Source organism: Ochrobactrum sp. Q0168, assembly GCF_016427605.1.
Classification (GTDB): domain Bacteria; phylum Pseudomonadota; class Alphaproteobacteria; order Rhizobiales; family Rhizobiaceae; genus Brucella.
The window spans coordinates 714,701-728,750 of the sequence record NZ_JAELXQ010000002.1 but is presented as its reverse complement, the minus strand read 5'-3'; the positions used below and the strand labels follow the sequence as shown (position 1 = coordinate 728,750).

Below are 14,050 nucleotides of genomic sequence, written 5' to 3'. Positions count from 1 at the left end.
AAGGGTTACCAATTGACGCAGTTCATGAGCTTTTGTGGAAAAGCTGGGAATTGTTGAGAGGTTTTCCGAAATTGCGAGTCTTGTCCACACATGTTGATGGCCGCTTCGCACATGTTGGCCCGCTGTGGATGACTTGCCAATTTTTCCCCGGCCTGCCATGGCTTGTGGACGAAGCCGCAGTCTTACGCACAGAAGTCAACAGGAGGGCAACAAAACTGTGACCAGAACGCTTTCCTACTTTCATCTCCATCTGATTTCTGATGCGACCGGAGAGACTCTCCTCGCAGCCGGACGCGCTGCGGCGGCGCAATATGCCAATGCGCGGGCCATCGAGCATATCTATCCGCTGATCCGCACCGAGAAGCAGCTGCGCAAGGTTCTGGAGGGCATCGACGCGGAACCTGGCATCGTGCTCTATACGATTGTCGATCAGAAACTGGCCGCGATCATCGATGAGTCCTGCGCGGAAATGGGCATTCCAAGCGTGTCCGTGCTGGAACCGGTGCTGACCACGTTTCAATCTTATCTCGGCGCGCCGGCGCATCGCCGCGCCAGCGCGCAGCATGTGCTCAATGCCGATTATTTCCGCCGGATCGACGCGCTCAATTTCACGATGGAGCATGATGACGGACAATTGCCGCTCGATATCGAGGAGGCGGACGTCATTCTGGTGGGCATTTCGCGCACGTCCAAGACGCCAACCAGCATTTATCTGGCCAATCGCGGGGTGAAGGCGACCAATGTTCCAATCGTATTGGGCATTCCGGTGCCGGAAGTCCTGTTCACCGCCAAACGACCGCTGATCGTCGGGCTGGTGGCGACTGCGGAGCGGATCTCGCAAATTCGTCAGAACCGTCCGCTTGGCAGTGTGCCGTCGCTCGATACAGGACTTTACACGGATCGGGTGTCAATTTCGGAAGAATTGGCCTATGCGCGTAACATCTGCAACCGGCACGGCTGGCCGATTATCGATGTGTCGCGCCGTTCCATCGAGGAAACGGCAGCCGCTATATTGGCACTTTTGCGATCTGGAAAGAACGAAGGATTTCAGTCATGACAACCAGGCTCATTCTTGCTTCCAAGAGCCCCTTCCGCTCCGCTCTGTTGAAAAATGCCGGGATCGAGTTTTCCAGCGAAAGCGCCGATATCGACGAGCGCGCCGTCGAAGCGCCGCTTTATGAAACAGGCGCAACGCCGGAAGAGGTGGCCCAGGTTCTGGCCGAAGCCAAGGCGCTCGATGTTGCCGAGAAAAATGCGGGCGCGGTGGTGATCGGCTGCGACCAGACCCTGTCGCTTGGCGACGAGATTTTCCACAAGCCCGCCAATATGGAAGCGGCAGGTCGCCAGCTTCTGCAATTTTCGGGCAAAACGCACCAGCTCAACAGCGCGGTGGTTCTGGTAAAAAACGGCGAGACGCTATGGCGCCATGTTTCGGTCGCGCGCATGACCATGCGGGCGTTGAGCCCGGCTTTTGTCGGTCGCTATCTCGGCCGGGTGGGCGACAGCGCGCTGTCCAGCGTCGGCGCTTATCAGGTGGAAGGCCCGGGCATCCAGCTTTTCGAAAAGATCGAAGGCGATTATTTCACGATTGTCGGCCTGCCGCTGCTGCCGCTGCTTGCCGAATTGCGCAAGGAACACCTTATTGATGGCTGACACGACATCTCCGACGGGACCGAAGGCTTTCGTCACCGGATTTCCCATCAAACATTCGCGGTCACCGCTGATCCATAGATTTTGGCTGAACGCGCTTGGAATTGACGGCTCATATGAGCCGATTGAAGTGAAACCCGAAGATTTTGCCGCTTTCGCCGCTTCGCTTGCCGCAAATGGCTTTGCGGGCGGCAATGTGACGATCCCGCATAAGGAAGCGGCTTTTGCGGCGGCGGAAAGCCTTGACGATGCCGCGACGGCAATCGGCGCGGTCAATACGCTGTGGTTTGAGGGCGGCAGGCTGCGCGGCGGCAATACGGACGCCTATGGTTTCGCCGCCAATCTCGACGCTTATGCGCGGGGCTGGGACAATGCCGACACGGCGCTCGTTCTGGGCGCCGGCGGCGCAAGCCGCGCCGTCATTCACGCGCTCTTATCGCGCGGCTTTTCAAAGGTCTCCGTTGTCAATCGCACAGTCAGCCGGGCGGAAGAGCTGGCCGCGCATTTCGGATCTGCCGTTTCGGCCTCGGGCTGGGACGGCGCGCAGGAGCGCGTTGCCGATGCCGGGCTGATCGTCAACACCACCTCGCTCGGCATGAGCGGGCATGGTGAAGAGGTCGGGTTTCCGCTCGATCTGAGCGTCGCTTCGAAAGGCGCTATCGCAACGGATATTGTCTATGTGCCGCTCAAAACGCCTTTCTTGAAGAGTGCGGAAGAAGTGGGACTCAGGACCGTAGACGGGCTTGGCATGTTGCTGCATCAGGCGGTTCCGGGCTTCGAACGTTGGTTTGGCCAAAAGCCTGAGGTGACGGCGGCGCTTCGCGAGCATATTCTGGCGGATATGGCAAAGGCTGGCGCTCTATGATCATTCTCGGACTGACAGGCTCCATCGGCATGGGAAAAACCACGGCGTCCAATATGTTCGCCGAGGCGGGTGTTCCTGTTTACAGCGCCGACGACGCAGTCCATCGGCTTTATTCAGGCCGCGCCGCGCCGCTGATCGAGGCGGCTTTTCCCGGAACGGTGGCAGACGGCACCGTGGACCGTGAAAAACTGTCCGCCGCGGTAATCGGCAAGCCGGACGCCCTGAAGAAGCTGGAAGCCATCGTCCATCCGCTGGTGCGCGAGGAAGAAGAAGCGTTTCTGCGCGCGGCGGAAGCGCGAGGTTCGGCCATCGCCCTGGTCGATATTCCACTGCTGTTTGAAACCGGCGGCGAAAAACGCGTGGACAGGATTGTGGTTGTGTCGGCTCCCGCCGACATTCAGCGCGCGCGCGTTCTGGCGCGGTCCGGCATGACGGCAGAAAAGCTCGACGCCATTCTCGCCCGCCAGATGCCGGATGCGGAAAAGCGCGCCCGCGCTGATTTCGTGCTCGATACCAGCGGCAGTTTTGACAATCTGCGTCAGCAGATTACGACGGTCATCCAGAAATTGAGTGGAAAGCCTGCTGTCGCGACCGAATAGCGGCGTACGCTGTGCTATAAGTACGAGATCAATTCCCTGAGAGGTTCACTCATGCGCGAGATCGTTTTCGATACCGAAACCACCGGTCTGGAAAGACTGGAGGATCGCGTGATCGAAATTGGCGGCGTGGAACTGATCAACAAGTTTCCCACAGGCCGCACGTTTCATAAATTCATCAATCCGCAGGGGCGCCAGGTGCATCCGGAAGCTTTGGCGGTGCACGGCATCAGCAATGAACAATTGCTGGACAAGCCGACTTTTGCGGAAATTCTGGACGAGTTTCTGGAGTTCTTCGACGGCGCCAAGCTGGTCGCGCATAATGCCATGTTCGATCTTGGCTTCATGAATGCCGAGCTTGAGCGGCTTGGAAAGCCGGAAATCGCTGCGGAACGCATTGTGGATACGCTGGCGCTGGCGCGCCGCAAACATCCGATGGGGCCGAATTCGCTGGATGCGCTGTGCAAGCGCTACGGCATCGACAATTCGCACCGCACGCTGCATGGCGCTTTGCTTGACTCCCAGATTCTGGCGGAAGTCTATATCGAGCTGATCGGCGGCAAACAGACGGCGCTGGGTCTAGGCATGGATGGCGGGTTGAACAGCACCAACGCATCCGACGGGAGCGCGGCCATCGTGTTGCCGGCGCGCCCTGCCCCGCTTGCACCGCGCATCAGCGAAGCCGAGCGTGCAGCCCATGCCGGTTTGGTTGAGCGCATGGGTGACAAGGCAATCTGGAAAAAATACCTCAGCTGAATACAGAAAATAAAAAACCCGGCTCTGCAGCCGGGTTTTTTATATTGCAAACCGTCAGGCTTAGCTCTTGACGGCAGCCTTGGCCTGTTCTTCGGCCATACGCTGCTGGAACATTTGCGCGAAATCGATCGGATCGATCATCAGCGGCGGGTAGCCGCCATTGCGCGTCGCGTCGGAAATGATCTGGCGCGCGAACGGGAACAGCAGGCGCGGGCATTCGATGAACAGCAGCGGCAGCATGTGTTCCTGCGGAATGCCAGCAATGCGGAAAACGCCGCCATAGACCAGTTCCGTGTTGAACAGAACGTCTTTGCCGTCCACAGCCTTGGCTTCCAGCGTCAGAACGACGTCGAAATCCGTTTCGGAAAGCGGATTGGCGTTGACATTGACGTTGATGTTGATCGAAGGCGCCTTTTCACGCGGACGCAGCGACAGCGGCGCGCCCGGGCTTTCAAAGGACAGATCCTTCACATATTGCGCCAGAATGTTGAGGGACGGCTCGGCGGTCGCGCCATTGCCGTTCTTTACTTCGCCCGCAGCGGCCTTATCGCTCATTATCGGTATGCCTTCTTTTCGGTAATTAAACTCGTTGCCCCAAAAGGCTGGAATGCTTGGCTAGCATGTGAATGGGAATGAGGCAAGAAAGGCTTTCAACGTTAGCTATCGCTGCTGTTAGCCATCTTTGTGCTCGCCTTTCCAGGGCGAATTGTCATTCGGCTTGGTCGTATAGTCTTCCGGGTCGAGATCGATGACACGATCCTCTTGCGGTTGCTTATATCGTCCATAGCCATCCGAATAGCGTGCCGAGGTGGCGACAACCATGCGGCCGCGCACGAATTTTTCCCAGACGATATCGCGAATGAATGGGATGAAGAGCAGAATACCGATAGTGCTGGTGACGAAGCCCGGCACGATCAGCATGATTGCGGCGAGAACCAGCATCGCGCCATGCACCATTTCGCGATCCGGCACGCGGCCTGCGGCTGTTTCGGTGCGGATGCGCTGCAGAAGGCCGATGCCCTGCACGCGCAGCAGGAAAAAGCCCAGCATGGCGCTCAGGATCACCAGACCCAGTGTCGCGAAGACGCCGATATGGCTGCCGACGATCACAAAACCGGCGATCTCGATGAAGGGCATTGCCAGCATGACGAGAGGGGCGAAAGAAGACGACACGTGAGTCAGGACCTTTTGTTGTGTGATTGACGTTTCGACCATAGCGACAAATGTAGCTTTTTCAGGTTCGGAACGAAAATGAAACTGTTAACATGAAATATCAAATAGGTACGCGTGATGGGGATTTGAATGATCGCGCCTGCCGATCTATATGTATGGAACATAAATTCACGATTGGAAGGGATTTGACGCCCTCTCCTTCAATCAATGGCAGGCGGCATGGAATTTTTCGACTTCGGCACGATCTTCTTTTTCATCGCAGCGGTGATCATTTTTCTCCAGCTGAGGAATGTTCTTGGTCGCCGTACTGGAAATGAAAAGCCGCCCTTCGATCCTTATACATCGGCCAAAAGCGCCGACAACGCCGCGCCTGTCGGGTCGGACACCGATAATGTCGTGGCTTTGCCGCAGCGTGCCGGTGAGAAAGACTTCACGGCTATCGACAAGATCGCGGCGGCAGGCACGCCGATCAATGACGGCCTGCGGGCGATTTATGCCGCCGATCCGAGCTTCGAGCCCGCCCGTTTCGTCGACGGTGTGAAGATCGCTTATGAAATGATTGTGATGTCCTTTGCCGATGGTGATCGCAAGGTTTTGAAGAATCTTCTGTCGAAGGATGTCTATGAAGGCTTTGTTTCGGCCATCGAGGAACGCGAGCAGCGCGGCGAAAGCGTGCGCTCTTCCTTCGTGGGTATCGAAAAGGCGGAGATCGCGGCTGCTGAAATGAAGGGCTCGGAAGCGCATGTGACGCTGAACATTGTGAGCCAGATGATTTCGGCGACGCTCGACAAGGAAGGCACGTTGATCGACGGCGATCTGGAAAATGTGGTCGAGATCAAGGACCTGTGGACCTTCGCCCGCGATACACGTTCGCGTGACCCGAACTGGAAGCTTGTCGCGACCGAAGCGGAAGATTAAGAGAAGGCTTATGAATCGGGCCGCTGATTTCAGCGGCCTTTTTGTTTGTACTTGATAGAGCTGATCCTTTTGAAAGCGGAAACGTCGGAACGGCTCTATCAATTTGTTTTCACCGCATTTCCTTCGCAAAACCGTTTCACACTTTTGCTGGAAATGCTCTAGACGGATGCGGCTGTGAGCGACTTGGCGAGGATTTTCCGCCCGGTGGGTTTTTCCGATTGCCCTGGTTGGGACCGGGACGATCAGGCTCCCGCATTTGCTGCTTTCCGCCGTTCCGCCGACTATGCCGCGCAAAACACCTATCATAGCGGCAGTCTCGGCATCAGCTTTGAGGCGCTGCAACCGGCCTTCGCCGCTGCGCGGCATCTGGACAATCCCGATAGGGTTACGGCCCGCGCCTTTTTCGAACAGCATTTCGTGCCGTGCCGGATTGTTCCGGAAAAGGAACAGGGGTTCGTCACCGGTTTTTACGAGCCGGAAATCGAAGCGTCCCGTGTCGCGGATGAACGCTTTACGGTGTCGTTTTTGAGAAAACCGGACGATCTCGTCAAGGTGACGGATGAGAACCGGCCCGCCGGTTTCGATCCGACCTATGCCTTTGCGCGCCAGACCGAAGACGGGCTTGTCGAATATGACGACCGCCGCCAGATCGAACAGGGCAGCCTCGCCGGTCGCGGTCTGGAGATTGCCTATGTTGCCGACAGGGTGGATGCGTTTTTCGCCCATGTGCAGGGCGCGGCGCGACTGAAACTCGACGATGGCAACATGATGCGCATCACCTATGCCGCCAAGGCCGGCCATCCCTTCACAGGGATTGGACGCATTCTCGTTGCCAATGGCGAAATTCCGGCAGCCGATATTTCCATGCACACAATCCGCCACTGGCTGAAGGATCATCCTGACAAGGCGGATGCGCTGATCTGGCAGAACCGCTCCTATATCTTCTTTCGCGAAGCGCCTGTGGAGGATGTGGATGCCGGTCCGATTGCCGCTGCCAAGGTTCCGCTGACGGCGGGTCGGTCACTGGCCGTGGACCGGCTGCTGCATACTTTCGGCACGCCGTTTTATGTCGATGCGCCAACCGTCACCGTTTTCGATGGCGCGCCTTTTGCCCGGCTGATGGTTGCGCAAGATACCGGCACGGCCATTGTCGGCCCGGCACGCGGCGATCTGTTCGCCGGGTCCGGTGATGCGGCGGGCGAAATTGCGGGCGGCATCAAGAGTGCCGCCGATTTCTACGCGCTCGTGCCGCGTCATCTGGTGGGAGCGTGATCATGGCGCGCGACACCGAAAAATCCGGCAAGGATTATCTGCGGCCCGAAGACCGCATTCTCTGGGATACGGTTGCGAAGACCGCAAAACCGCTCTCGCGGCAGAAACCGGTTGCGGAAGAGCTGCCCGATTTCAAGACCTTGATGGCGGAAGAAGAAAAGCGGCCAGTGCTGAAAGTGCCACAGGCTTCCGCCGATGAAGGAAACAAGCCGAAAAAAGGCCTGTCGTCGCTCAATGAAATGCAAATCCAGTCGCTGGACAAGCCGACCCATCGCAAGATCGCCAAAGGCCGGGTTGATATCGAGGCGCGGATCGATCTTCACGGCCTCACCCAGAATGAGGCGCATGGGCTTCTCTATAGCTTTCTGGTCAGCGCCCATGCACGCGGTTTGCGCCATGTGATGGTGATCACCGGCAAAGGGCGTTCTTTCGGCAGCGAAGGCATTTTGCGTCAGGCGGTGCCGCACTGGTTTTCCACGCCGCTGTTCCGGCTTCTGGTCAGCGCCTATGAGGACGCCGCCCGCCATCATGGCGGTCACGGCGCGCTTTATGTCCGGCTGCGCCGCCAGACCCAGCAGAACCTGCCTGGTTTGGGCTTAAGCGGAGGCAGGCCGCAGCGATGACCCCGTTTGGAAAGCGATTGCGGGAATTGCGCGAAGAGCGCGGCGTGACGCAGAAGGAGATGGCGGCGGCGCTGCGCGTTTCACCGGCCTATCTCTCGGCGCTGGAACATGGACGGCGCGGTCAGCCGACCTGGGATCTGCTGCAGCGCATCATCACTTTTTTCAATATCATCTGGGATGAAGCGGAAGAGCTGCAAAGCCTCGCGGCTGTTTCGCATCCTCGCGTGGTGATCGATACGTCCGGCCTGTCGCCGCAGGCAACCGAACTTGCCAATCTTCTGGCGCGCAATATCCGCATCATCGACAAGGAAACCATCAAGCGCCTGAGCGATGATATCGAGACTGCGCGCAAGCGCCGTCGCGGGATCATCCCGAAAAGCTGATGGGTTTCCTGATCAGAACAGTGCCTTCAGCTCGTCTAGCTTGGTGTTGACCAGCCAGCCATAATAATTTTCCTGCGGCAATTGCGGGTCGGAACGCCCTGCATTCTCATTTGCGAGTGCGCGGGCACGGGCGTCTGCGCCGCCGGTATTATAGAGCGTGGCGGTGAGGCCCGGATTTTTGGAAATGTCGAAACCGGCAATCTGGCGATAGGAATTGATCGACTGTTTCAGGGTTGCCGCGATGTAAGGCAGCGTCAGATCGGGGTCCATGATGGTCTTGTAGACAGCGCTGCCGTCTTCCGCGTCAAGCTTCGGCAGACCGGAAACGCGGTTCACCATGTCGGTCATCTGCAAGGCGGTCAGCGGATTGATCTGCCCGAGGCCAAATGTCTGCCCGCCATAGAAAGGCTGGAAGAAGACAGCGCTGAAACGGTTGTTCGGATAGGAATTGCCGCCAACCGTTTTGCCGCGAAACGTCTTGTTCCAGACCGTTTCCCGGCAGGACCACAGCGAATAGCTGTCCTTGAATTTCAGGCAATCGGCAAATTCAGGCCGCTTGATGAACTGCCCGATGCTTTCGCCATTATAGCCAAAGCTGACGCCCTGATTCACATAGGACATGGCTTTCACATAATAGGTCTGGAGCCGGTCATAGACATCGACATTATAGGTGTGTTCGCCAACAATCGCGCCAACGATATGGATCGGATCGATACCATAGGCGGCGGCGGTCGAACGGATCTTCGAGCGCAGCGAGGCGTCTTTCTTCAGAAGATTATAGATCTTCTGGTACTTCTTCTCATAGGTGGTGCTCAGTTCCCGCGTGCGCTTGGCCGAAGCGCCGGGAATGGGCGGCTGTTCCGCATTGCGGTTGCCGGGCGGCACGACCGTCACGGCATAGGCGCTCTGGCTTGCAAGCATGAAGGCCAGGGTAACACCAGCAACAGTGGAAACCGGTTTTGCATTGGAAACGGCCCGGAAACAAAAGCCAGCAATGCGGTTCAGTGTACTGTTGCTCATCATTGTGTGGAAGCAGTCCCAATATGGTAAATGGATCGTCAATTTGCGGGCAAAATAGAAAACCCCCCGACGCAAGTCGAGGGGTTTCTTTTTAGAAGCATGAAAGCGACAGTGGCCGTGGCTTTCCGGTCACTTAGCACTACAGCTGCATTCTTCGTGATGCCGGTCTGCAACGAGCATTTTCTGTGCTCCGGTGCTCACGTACGTTGAAGTACGCTCCGCTCCGGTGCTCGAAAATCACTCGTTTCGCCACGGCCTGACGAATTAGCAACTGTAGTGTTCGTTGTCGCGGTTTACAGAATAAAGCGCGACAGGTCGGTGTTCTTCGACAGAGCGCCCACCTTTTCCTTCACATAGTTCGCGTCGACGGTGAAGGTTGCGCCGGTCTTGTCCGGAGCGGTGAACGAAATCTCGTCCAGAACTTTTTCCATCACCGTCTGCAAGCGGCGCGCGCCGATGTTTTCGACCGTCGCATTCAGATCGACCGCAATATCGGCAAGCGCATCGATGGCGTCGTCGGTGAAGGACAGCGTCACTTCTTCCGTCTGCATCAGCGAAATATACTGCTTGATCAGGCTTGCCTCCGTTTCCGTGAGGATGCGGCGGAAGTCTTCGCGCGTCAGAGCGGAAAGCTCGACGCGGATCGGCAGGCGGCCCTGCAATTCCGGCAGAAGGTCGGACGGTTTCGACACATGGAACGCGCCGGAGGTGATGAAGAGGATATGATCCGTCTTCACCGGTCCGTATTTGGTCGCAACCGTGGTGCCTTCGACGAGCGGCAGCAGATCGCGCTGGACGCCTTCGCGTGACACGCCAGCCCCACCTCCGCCTTCGCGCGAAGCGATCTTGTCGATCTCGTCGATGAACACGATGCCTTCGTCTTCGGTGACGCGCAGCGCTTCCTGCACGATCTGGTCCTGATCGAGCAGCTTGTCGGATTCATCATTGACGAGGATCGCATAGGAATCCTTCACCGTGGTCTTGCGCGTCTTGGTGCGCCCGCCCATCGCCTTGCCAAGCATGTCCGACAGGTTGAGCACGCCGATATTGGCGCCCGGCATGCCAGGGATTTCGAAATTCGGGTTCGATCCGGTATCGGCGACCTCGATTTCGATTTCCTTGTCGTCCAGCTCGCCATTGCGCAGCTTCTTGCGGAAACTGTCGCGGGTGGCCGGACTTGCCGTCTTGCCGACCAGAGCTTCCAGAACGCGTTCCTCGGCGTTGAGATGCGCCTTGGCCTTCACGTCTTCGCGGCGCTTTTCCCGCACGAGCCCGATGGCGACTTCAACGAGGTCGCGGATGATCTGTTCCACGTCGCGGCCGACATAGCCGACTTCGGTGAACTTGGTGGCTTCGACCTTGACGAAAGGCGCGCCCGCAAGCTTGGCGAGGCGGCGGGAGATTTCCGTCTTGCCGACGCCGGTCGGTCCGATCATCAGGATATTCTTCGGCATGACCTCTTCGCGCATCTGCCCTTCGAGTTGCTGGCGGCGCCAGCGATTGCGCAAGGCGATGGCCACGGCGCGCTTGGCGTCGTTCTGGCCGATGATGAAACGGTCAAGCTCCGAAACGATTTCACGGGGAGAGAAGTTACTCATTTTACAACCCACTTTGCCACTGCTTGATGAACTCGAACGGATGCAGCAGCATGATCACGTTGAGCGTAAGATTGTCGCGAATGACGATCAGCGCCAGAATTTCAAAGAAGAGCGCGATGGCGACGGTGATTTTGGTTGGCAGCTTTGCTGCGATCAGAAAGCCGAGCGCGGCGGCGAGCGTATCGGAAACCGAATTCACGATGCTGTCGCCGAAATAGTCCACGGAGGACGTATTGGCGCGATAGCGCTCGATGATGAAATTCGAGTTTTCGACCAGCTCCCACACCGCTTCGATGCCGACCGCAGCCGCAAGTCTCAAGCCGAGCGGGGCTTTGGGCGCGATGACCGTGAACAGCCAGTAGAACAGAAAGCCATGGATGATATGCGACAGCGTATACCAGTCGGCTATATGCTGCGAGTTCTCCGATTTCAGCGAACCCGACCATAATTTTATGGTTCCGCATTCGCACATGGCGATCCGCCCGTCGAGATGCAGCCAGATGGCTTGCACCACGACGATGGCGATGACGATCAGGACGCCCAGGGCCCAGCGTTGTGCACTCGGTTTGGTGACCTGCGCAAGCGAGCTCATTCTGCGTCCAGGCTTTCCACGAGAATATTGTGGTTGGTGTAGATGCAGATATCGGCTGCGATCTCCATCGCCTTGCGGGCGATCTCTTCCGCCGACTTGTCGGTGTCGATCAGCGCGCGGGCCGCGGCCAGCGCATAATTGCCGCCTGAACCGATGGCCATCACGCCATGTTCCGGTTCAAGCACGTCGCCGGTGCCGGTGAGCGCCAGCGTCACCTTGCTGTCGGCAACCAGCATCATGGCTTCGAGGCGGCGCAGATAGCGGTCGGTGCGCCAGTCCTTGGCGAGTTCGACCGAAGCGCGCATGAGCTGGTCGGGATATTGCTCCAGCTTGGCTTCGAGGCGTTCGAGAAGGGTGAAGGCGTCGGCGGTGGCGCCGGCGAAACCGGCAATGACATTGCCCTTGCCGATGCGGCGAACCTTGCGCGCATTGCCCTTCATGACGGTATTGCCAAGCGAGACCTGGCCGTCGCCTGCAATCACGACTTTGCCGTTCTTGCGAACTGTCACGATGGTCGTGCCGTAAATCGTTGTGGGATTGTGTTCGATCATGGATGCTCCTTTGGCGGCTCATGCAATCCCGAACGGCGATCCCACAAGCCCCTTCATCTGAGGGTGAACCGCGTCCGCCGGTCATCTTGCCGGATGAATCGCGTTTCAATGTGGATATTTAAGAACAGCCCCCTGAATTGCAAATACTGAATTGCAAATGCCGGATTGCTGTTAGTCGGATCGGCAAAAGCATTTGGCAAAGCGGGCAAGCTGTTCTAGAACGCCTCCAGTACCCAATGAGGACCGCTTATGACTGCTGAAAGCACCCGCAAGGCAAGTATCGAACGCTCCACGAAAGAGACGAGCATTGCCGTTTCTGTCGATGTGGATGGCGTCGGCAAGTTCGACATCACCACCGGTGTAGGCTTCTTCGATCATATGCTCGAGCAGCTTTCGCGACATTCGCTCATCGATATGCGCGTCATGGCCAAGGGCGACTTGCATATCGACGATCATCACACCGTTGAGGATACCGGTATTGCGCTCGGTCAGGCCGTCGCCAAAGCCTTGGGCGAACGTCGCGGCATCGTGCGCTATGCCTCGCTCGATCTCGCCATGGACGATACGCTGACCGGAGCGGCGGTCGACGTGTCGGGCCGCGCTTATCTGGTGTGGAACGTCAATTTCACGACGGCTAAGATCGGCACTTTCGACACCGAGCTTGTGCGCGAGTTCTTCCAGGCCTTTGCGATGAATGCAGGCATTACGCTGCATATCAACAACCATTATGGCGCCAATAATCACCATATCGCCGAGTCGATCTTCAAGGCGGTGGCCCGGGTTCTGCGCACGGCGCTGGAAACCGATCCGCGCCAGAAGGATGCAATCCCCTCCACCAAGGGGTCGCTGAAGGGATAATTCATGGCCCAGTTCGTCGTTCTGGAACCGACCGAAGCGTCTTCAAAAAAGAAGCGCAGCAGGTCGAGCGTTGAACATTCCGTGTTCGTGCGTGATGGCTTCCATGTTCTGGCGCTGGTTCTCCCCTTTGTCTGGCTTCTGGCGCAGCGCCTCTGGTTCGAGGCATTCGCTCTTCTCGGTGTCACGGCTCTGCTCGGTTTTGCCGGGAGTTATTTCGGCATTGCCGATGCGGTTCCCCTGCTGACGCTGATTGTTTCGCTTCTCGTCGCCTTTGAAGGCGCGAACTGGAAAATCGCGAAACTGAAGCGTCAGGGCTATGTCGAACGGGCGGCAATCGATGCCGACAATCTTGACGAGGCGGAAATCCGTTATTTCTTCGGGCGTGCCGTGCCTCAAACCATGATCGCGGAAAAGCCTGCCCCTGCATCGGTGCCGGTTTCGGCCCATAGATGGGACAAGGCGTCCCTGCGCCCCACTTATTCCTCTACTGGCTCCACGATCGGCTTCGTGGGTCATCGCGGAGAAAACTGAACATGCGTGTTGCGATAATCGATTATGGTTCCGGCAATCTTCGCTCGGCCACCAAGGCCTTTGAGCGTGCCGCCCGCGAAAGCGGCATCAATGCCGAAATCGAACTGACGGCGAATGCCGCGCGGGTGGCGTCTGCCGACCGCGTAGTGCTGCCGGGCGTTGGCGCTTATGCCGATTGCCGTGCCGGTCTCCATGCTGTCTCTGGCATGGTTGAAGCGCTCGATGAGGTTGTCATCCAGAAGGGCCGTCCGTTTCTCGGTATCTGCGTCGGCATGCAGCTGATGTCCGAGCGCGGACTGGAAAAGACCGTGACCGAAGGCCTCGGCTGGATCGCGGGCGATGTGCGCGAAATGACGCCGTCTGACCCGACATTGAAGATTCCGCAGATCGGCTGGAATCGGATTCACGTGAAACAATCGCATCAGGCGCATCCGATTTTTGACGGCATTAAGACCGGCGAGAACGGTTTGCATGCCTATTTCGTCCATTCCTATATGTTCGACGCGAAGAAGGCGGACGAGGTTCTGGCCGTGACGGATTATGGTGGCGATGTTACCGCCGCTGTCGGTCGCGACAATATGGTGGGAACCCAGTTCCACCCGGAAAAGAGCCAGCTGCTCGGCCTTTCGCTCATTGCCAATTTCCTGAAATGGAAGCCTTGAAG

General features: G+C 57.8%; 18 protein-coding genes. 12 read left to right on the top strand and 6 right to left on the bottom strand.

Going from position 1 to position 14,050, the window contains the following annotated elements; genetic code table 11:
• Positions 1–217 precede the first annotated feature (217 nt).
• From JAU75_RS07700 to dnaQ, 5 genes are read left to right on the top strand one after another with little or no spacing between them, the layout of a single operon-like run.
• A complete protein-coding gene (locus JAU75_RS07700) occupies positions 218–1,057 on the top strand; it encodes a pyruvate, water dikinase regulatory protein (protein WP_199055917.1) in 840 nt (279 codons plus the stop codon).
• The gene (locus tag JAU75_RS07695) at positions 1,054–1,653 is read left to right on the top strand and encodes a Maf-like protein (RefSeq protein WP_199055916.1); all 600 of its coding nucleotides are present in this window, start codon (positions 1,054–1,056) and stop codon (positions 1,651–1,653) included. Before JAU75_RS07700 ends, JAU75_RS07695 begins: the two co-directional genes overlap by 4 nt.
• Positions 1,646–2,515, top strand: coding sequence for a shikimate dehydrogenase (locus JAU75_RS07690; RefSeq protein ID WP_199055915.1), 870 nt, complete (start codon positions 1,646–1,648; stop codon positions 2,513–2,515). Before JAU75_RS07695 ends, JAU75_RS07690 begins: the two co-directional genes overlap by 8 nt.
• Positions 2,512–3,114: a dephospho-CoA kinase gene (gene coaE / locus JAU75_RS07685; protein WP_199055914.1), complete on the top strand. Its 603-nt coding sequence runs from the start codon at positions 2,512–2,514 to the stop codon at positions 3,112–3,114. Before JAU75_RS07690 ends, coaE begins: the two co-directional genes overlap by 4 nt.
• A gap of 51 nt (positions 3,115–3,165) precedes the next feature.
• A complete protein-coding gene (dnaQ, locus tag JAU75_RS07680; protein WP_199055913.1) occupies positions 3,166–3,867 on the top strand; it encodes a DNA polymerase III subunit epsilon in 702 nt (233 codons plus the stop codon).
• Between the two features lie 60 nt (positions 3,868–3,927).
• Here the strand turns inward: dnaQ and secB are convergent, their stop codons facing one another.
• Together secB and JAU75_RS07670 are read right to left on the bottom strand one after the other, a co-directional pair.
• On the bottom strand, positions 3,928–4,422 hold the full coding sequence (gene secB, locus JAU75_RS07675; protein ID WP_199055912.1) for a protein-export chaperone SecB: 495 nt from the start codon (positions 4,420–4,422) through the stop codon (positions 3,928–3,930).
• A 117-nt stretch (positions 4,423–4,539) separates the two neighbouring features.
• Positions 4,540–5,040: an FxsA family protein gene (locus JAU75_RS07670; protein WP_199055911.1), complete on the bottom strand. Its 501-nt coding sequence runs from the start codon at positions 5,038–5,040 to the stop codon at positions 4,540–4,542.
• Between the two features lie 219 nt (positions 5,041–5,259).
• Here JAU75_RS07670 and JAU75_RS07665 point away from each other — a divergent pair, with 219 nt between their 5' ends.
• From JAU75_RS07665 to JAU75_RS07650, 4 genes are all read left to right on the top strand, one after another.
• Complete coding sequence (locus JAU75_RS07665) at positions 5,260–5,958, top strand: Tim44/TimA family putative adaptor protein (protein WP_199055910.1); 699 nt, start codon at positions 5,260–5,262, stop codon at positions 5,956–5,958.
• Between the two features lie 174 nt (positions 5,959–6,132).
• Positions 6,133–7,230, top strand: coding sequence for a murein transglycosylase A (locus JAU75_RS07660; protein WP_199055909.1), 1,098 nt, complete (start codon positions 6,133–6,135; stop codon positions 7,228–7,230).
• A gap of 2 nt (positions 7,231–7,232) precedes the next feature.
• A complete protein-coding gene (locus JAU75_RS07655) occupies positions 7,233–7,853 on the top strand; it encodes a Smr/MutS family protein (protein ID WP_199055908.1) in 621 nt (206 codons plus the stop codon).
• On the top strand, positions 7,850–8,236 hold the full coding sequence (locus tag JAU75_RS07650; protein WP_199055907.1) for a helix-turn-helix transcriptional regulator: 387 nt from the start codon (positions 7,850–7,852) through the stop codon (positions 8,234–8,236). The genes JAU75_RS07655 and JAU75_RS07650 overlap by 4 nt, the downstream gene beginning before the upstream one ends.
• A 12-nt stretch (positions 8,237–8,248) precedes the next feature.
• Here JAU75_RS07650 and JAU75_RS07645 read toward each other — a convergent pair whose 3' ends face one another.
• From JAU75_RS07645 to hslV, 4 genes are all read right to left on the bottom strand, one after another.
• Positions 8,249–9,256, bottom strand: a complete 1,008-nt coding sequence (locus tag JAU75_RS07645) for a DUF1402 family protein (protein WP_199055906.1) — start codon at positions 9,254–9,256, stop codon at positions 8,249–8,251.
• A gap of 293 nt (positions 9,257–9,549) precedes the next feature.
• Positions 9,550–10,854, bottom strand: a complete 1,305-nt coding sequence (hslU, locus tag JAU75_RS07640) for an ATP-dependent protease ATPase subunit HslU (protein WP_199055905.1) — start codon at positions 10,852–10,854, stop codon at positions 9,550–9,552.
• 1 nt (position 10,855) lies between these two features.
• On the bottom strand, positions 10,856–11,446 hold the full coding sequence (locus JAU75_RS07635) for a DUF2585 domain-containing protein (RefSeq protein WP_199055904.1): 591 nt from the start codon (positions 11,444–11,446) through the stop codon (positions 10,856–10,858).
• Complete coding sequence (gene hslV, locus JAU75_RS07630; protein ID WP_199055903.1) at positions 11,443–11,997, bottom strand: ATP-dependent protease subunit HslV; 555 nt, start codon at positions 11,995–11,997, stop codon at positions 11,443–11,445. Before hslV ends, JAU75_RS07635 begins: the two co-directional genes overlap by 4 nt.
• 249 nt (positions 11,998–12,246) lie before the next feature.
• Between hslV and hisB the strand changes: the two genes are divergently transcribed.
• Genes hisB through hisH form a run of 3 tightly spaced genes read left to right on the top strand, consistent with a single transcriptional unit; the run spans position 12,247 to position 14,048 of the window.
• Entirely contained in the window at positions 12,247–12,855 is a 609-nt protein-coding gene (hisB, locus tag JAU75_RS07625; RefSeq protein WP_199055902.1) for an imidazoleglycerol-phosphate dehydratase HisB, read from the top strand.
• A 3-nt stretch (positions 12,856–12,858) separates the two neighbouring features.
• Entirely contained in the window at positions 12,859–13,386 is a 528-nt protein-coding gene (locus JAU75_RS07620; protein WP_199055901.1) for a DUF2628 domain-containing protein, read from the top strand.
• 2 nt (positions 13,387–13,388) lie between these two features.
• On the top strand, positions 13,389–14,048 hold the full coding sequence (gene hisH / locus JAU75_RS07615; RefSeq protein ID WP_199055900.1) for an imidazole glycerol phosphate synthase subunit HisH: 660 nt from the start codon (positions 13,389–13,391) through the stop codon (positions 14,046–14,048).
• Positions 14,049–14,050 lie beyond the last annotated feature (2 nt).

Coding starts and splice junctions, on each gene's coding strand:
- JAU75_RS07695 (WP_199055916.1), top strand. CDS start 1,054: ATGACAACCAGGCTCATTCTTGCTTCCAAGAGCCCCTTCCGCTCCGCT.
- JAU75_RS07690 (WP_199055915.1), top strand. CDS start 1,646: ATGGCTGACACGACATCTCCGACGGGACCGAAGGCTTTCGTCACCGGA.
- coaE (WP_199055914.1), top strand. CDS start 2,512: ATGATCATTCTCGGACTGACAGGCTCCATCGGCATGGGAAAAACCACG.
- dnaQ (WP_199055913.1), top strand. CDS start 3,166: ATGCGCGAGATCGTTTTCGATACCGAAACCACCGGTCTGGAAAGACTG.
- secB (WP_199055912.1), bottom strand. CDS start 4,422: ATGAGCGATAAGGCCGCTGCGGGCGAAGTAAAGAACGGCAATGGCGCG.
- JAU75_RS07665 (WP_199055910.1), top strand. CDS start 5,260: ATGGAATTTTTCGACTTCGGCACGATCTTCTTTTTCATCGCAGCGGTG.
- JAU75_RS07655 (WP_199055908.1), top strand. CDS start 7,233: ATGGCGCGCGACACCGAAAAATCCGGCAAGGATTATCTGCGGCCCGAA.
- JAU75_RS07650 (WP_199055907.1), top strand. CDS start 7,850: ATGACCCCGTTTGGAAAGCGATTGCGGGAATTGCGCGAAGAGCGCGGC.
- JAU75_RS07645 (WP_199055906.1), bottom strand. CDS start 9,256: ATGAGCAACAGTACACTGAACCGCATTGCTGGCTTTTGTTTCCGGGCC.
- hslU (WP_199055905.1), bottom strand. CDS start 10,854: ATGAGTAACTTCTCTCCCCGTGAAATCGTTTCGGAGCTTGACCGTTTC.
- JAU75_RS07635 (WP_199055904.1), bottom strand. CDS start 11,446: ATGAGCTCGCTTGCGCAGGTCACCAAACCGAGTGCACAACGCTGGGCC.
- hslV (WP_199055903.1), bottom strand. CDS start 11,997: ATGATCGAACACAATCCCACAACGATTTACGGCACGACCATCGTGACA.
- hisB (WP_199055902.1), top strand. CDS start 12,247: ATGACTGCTGAAAGCACCCGCAAGGCAAGTATCGAACGCTCCACGAAA.
- JAU75_RS07620 (WP_199055901.1), top strand. CDS start 12,859: ATGGCCCAGTTCGTCGTTCTGGAACCGACCGAAGCGTCTTCAAAAAAG.
- hisH (WP_199055900.1), top strand. CDS start 13,389: ATGCGTGTTGCGATAATCGATTATGGTTCCGGCAATCTTCGCTCGGCC.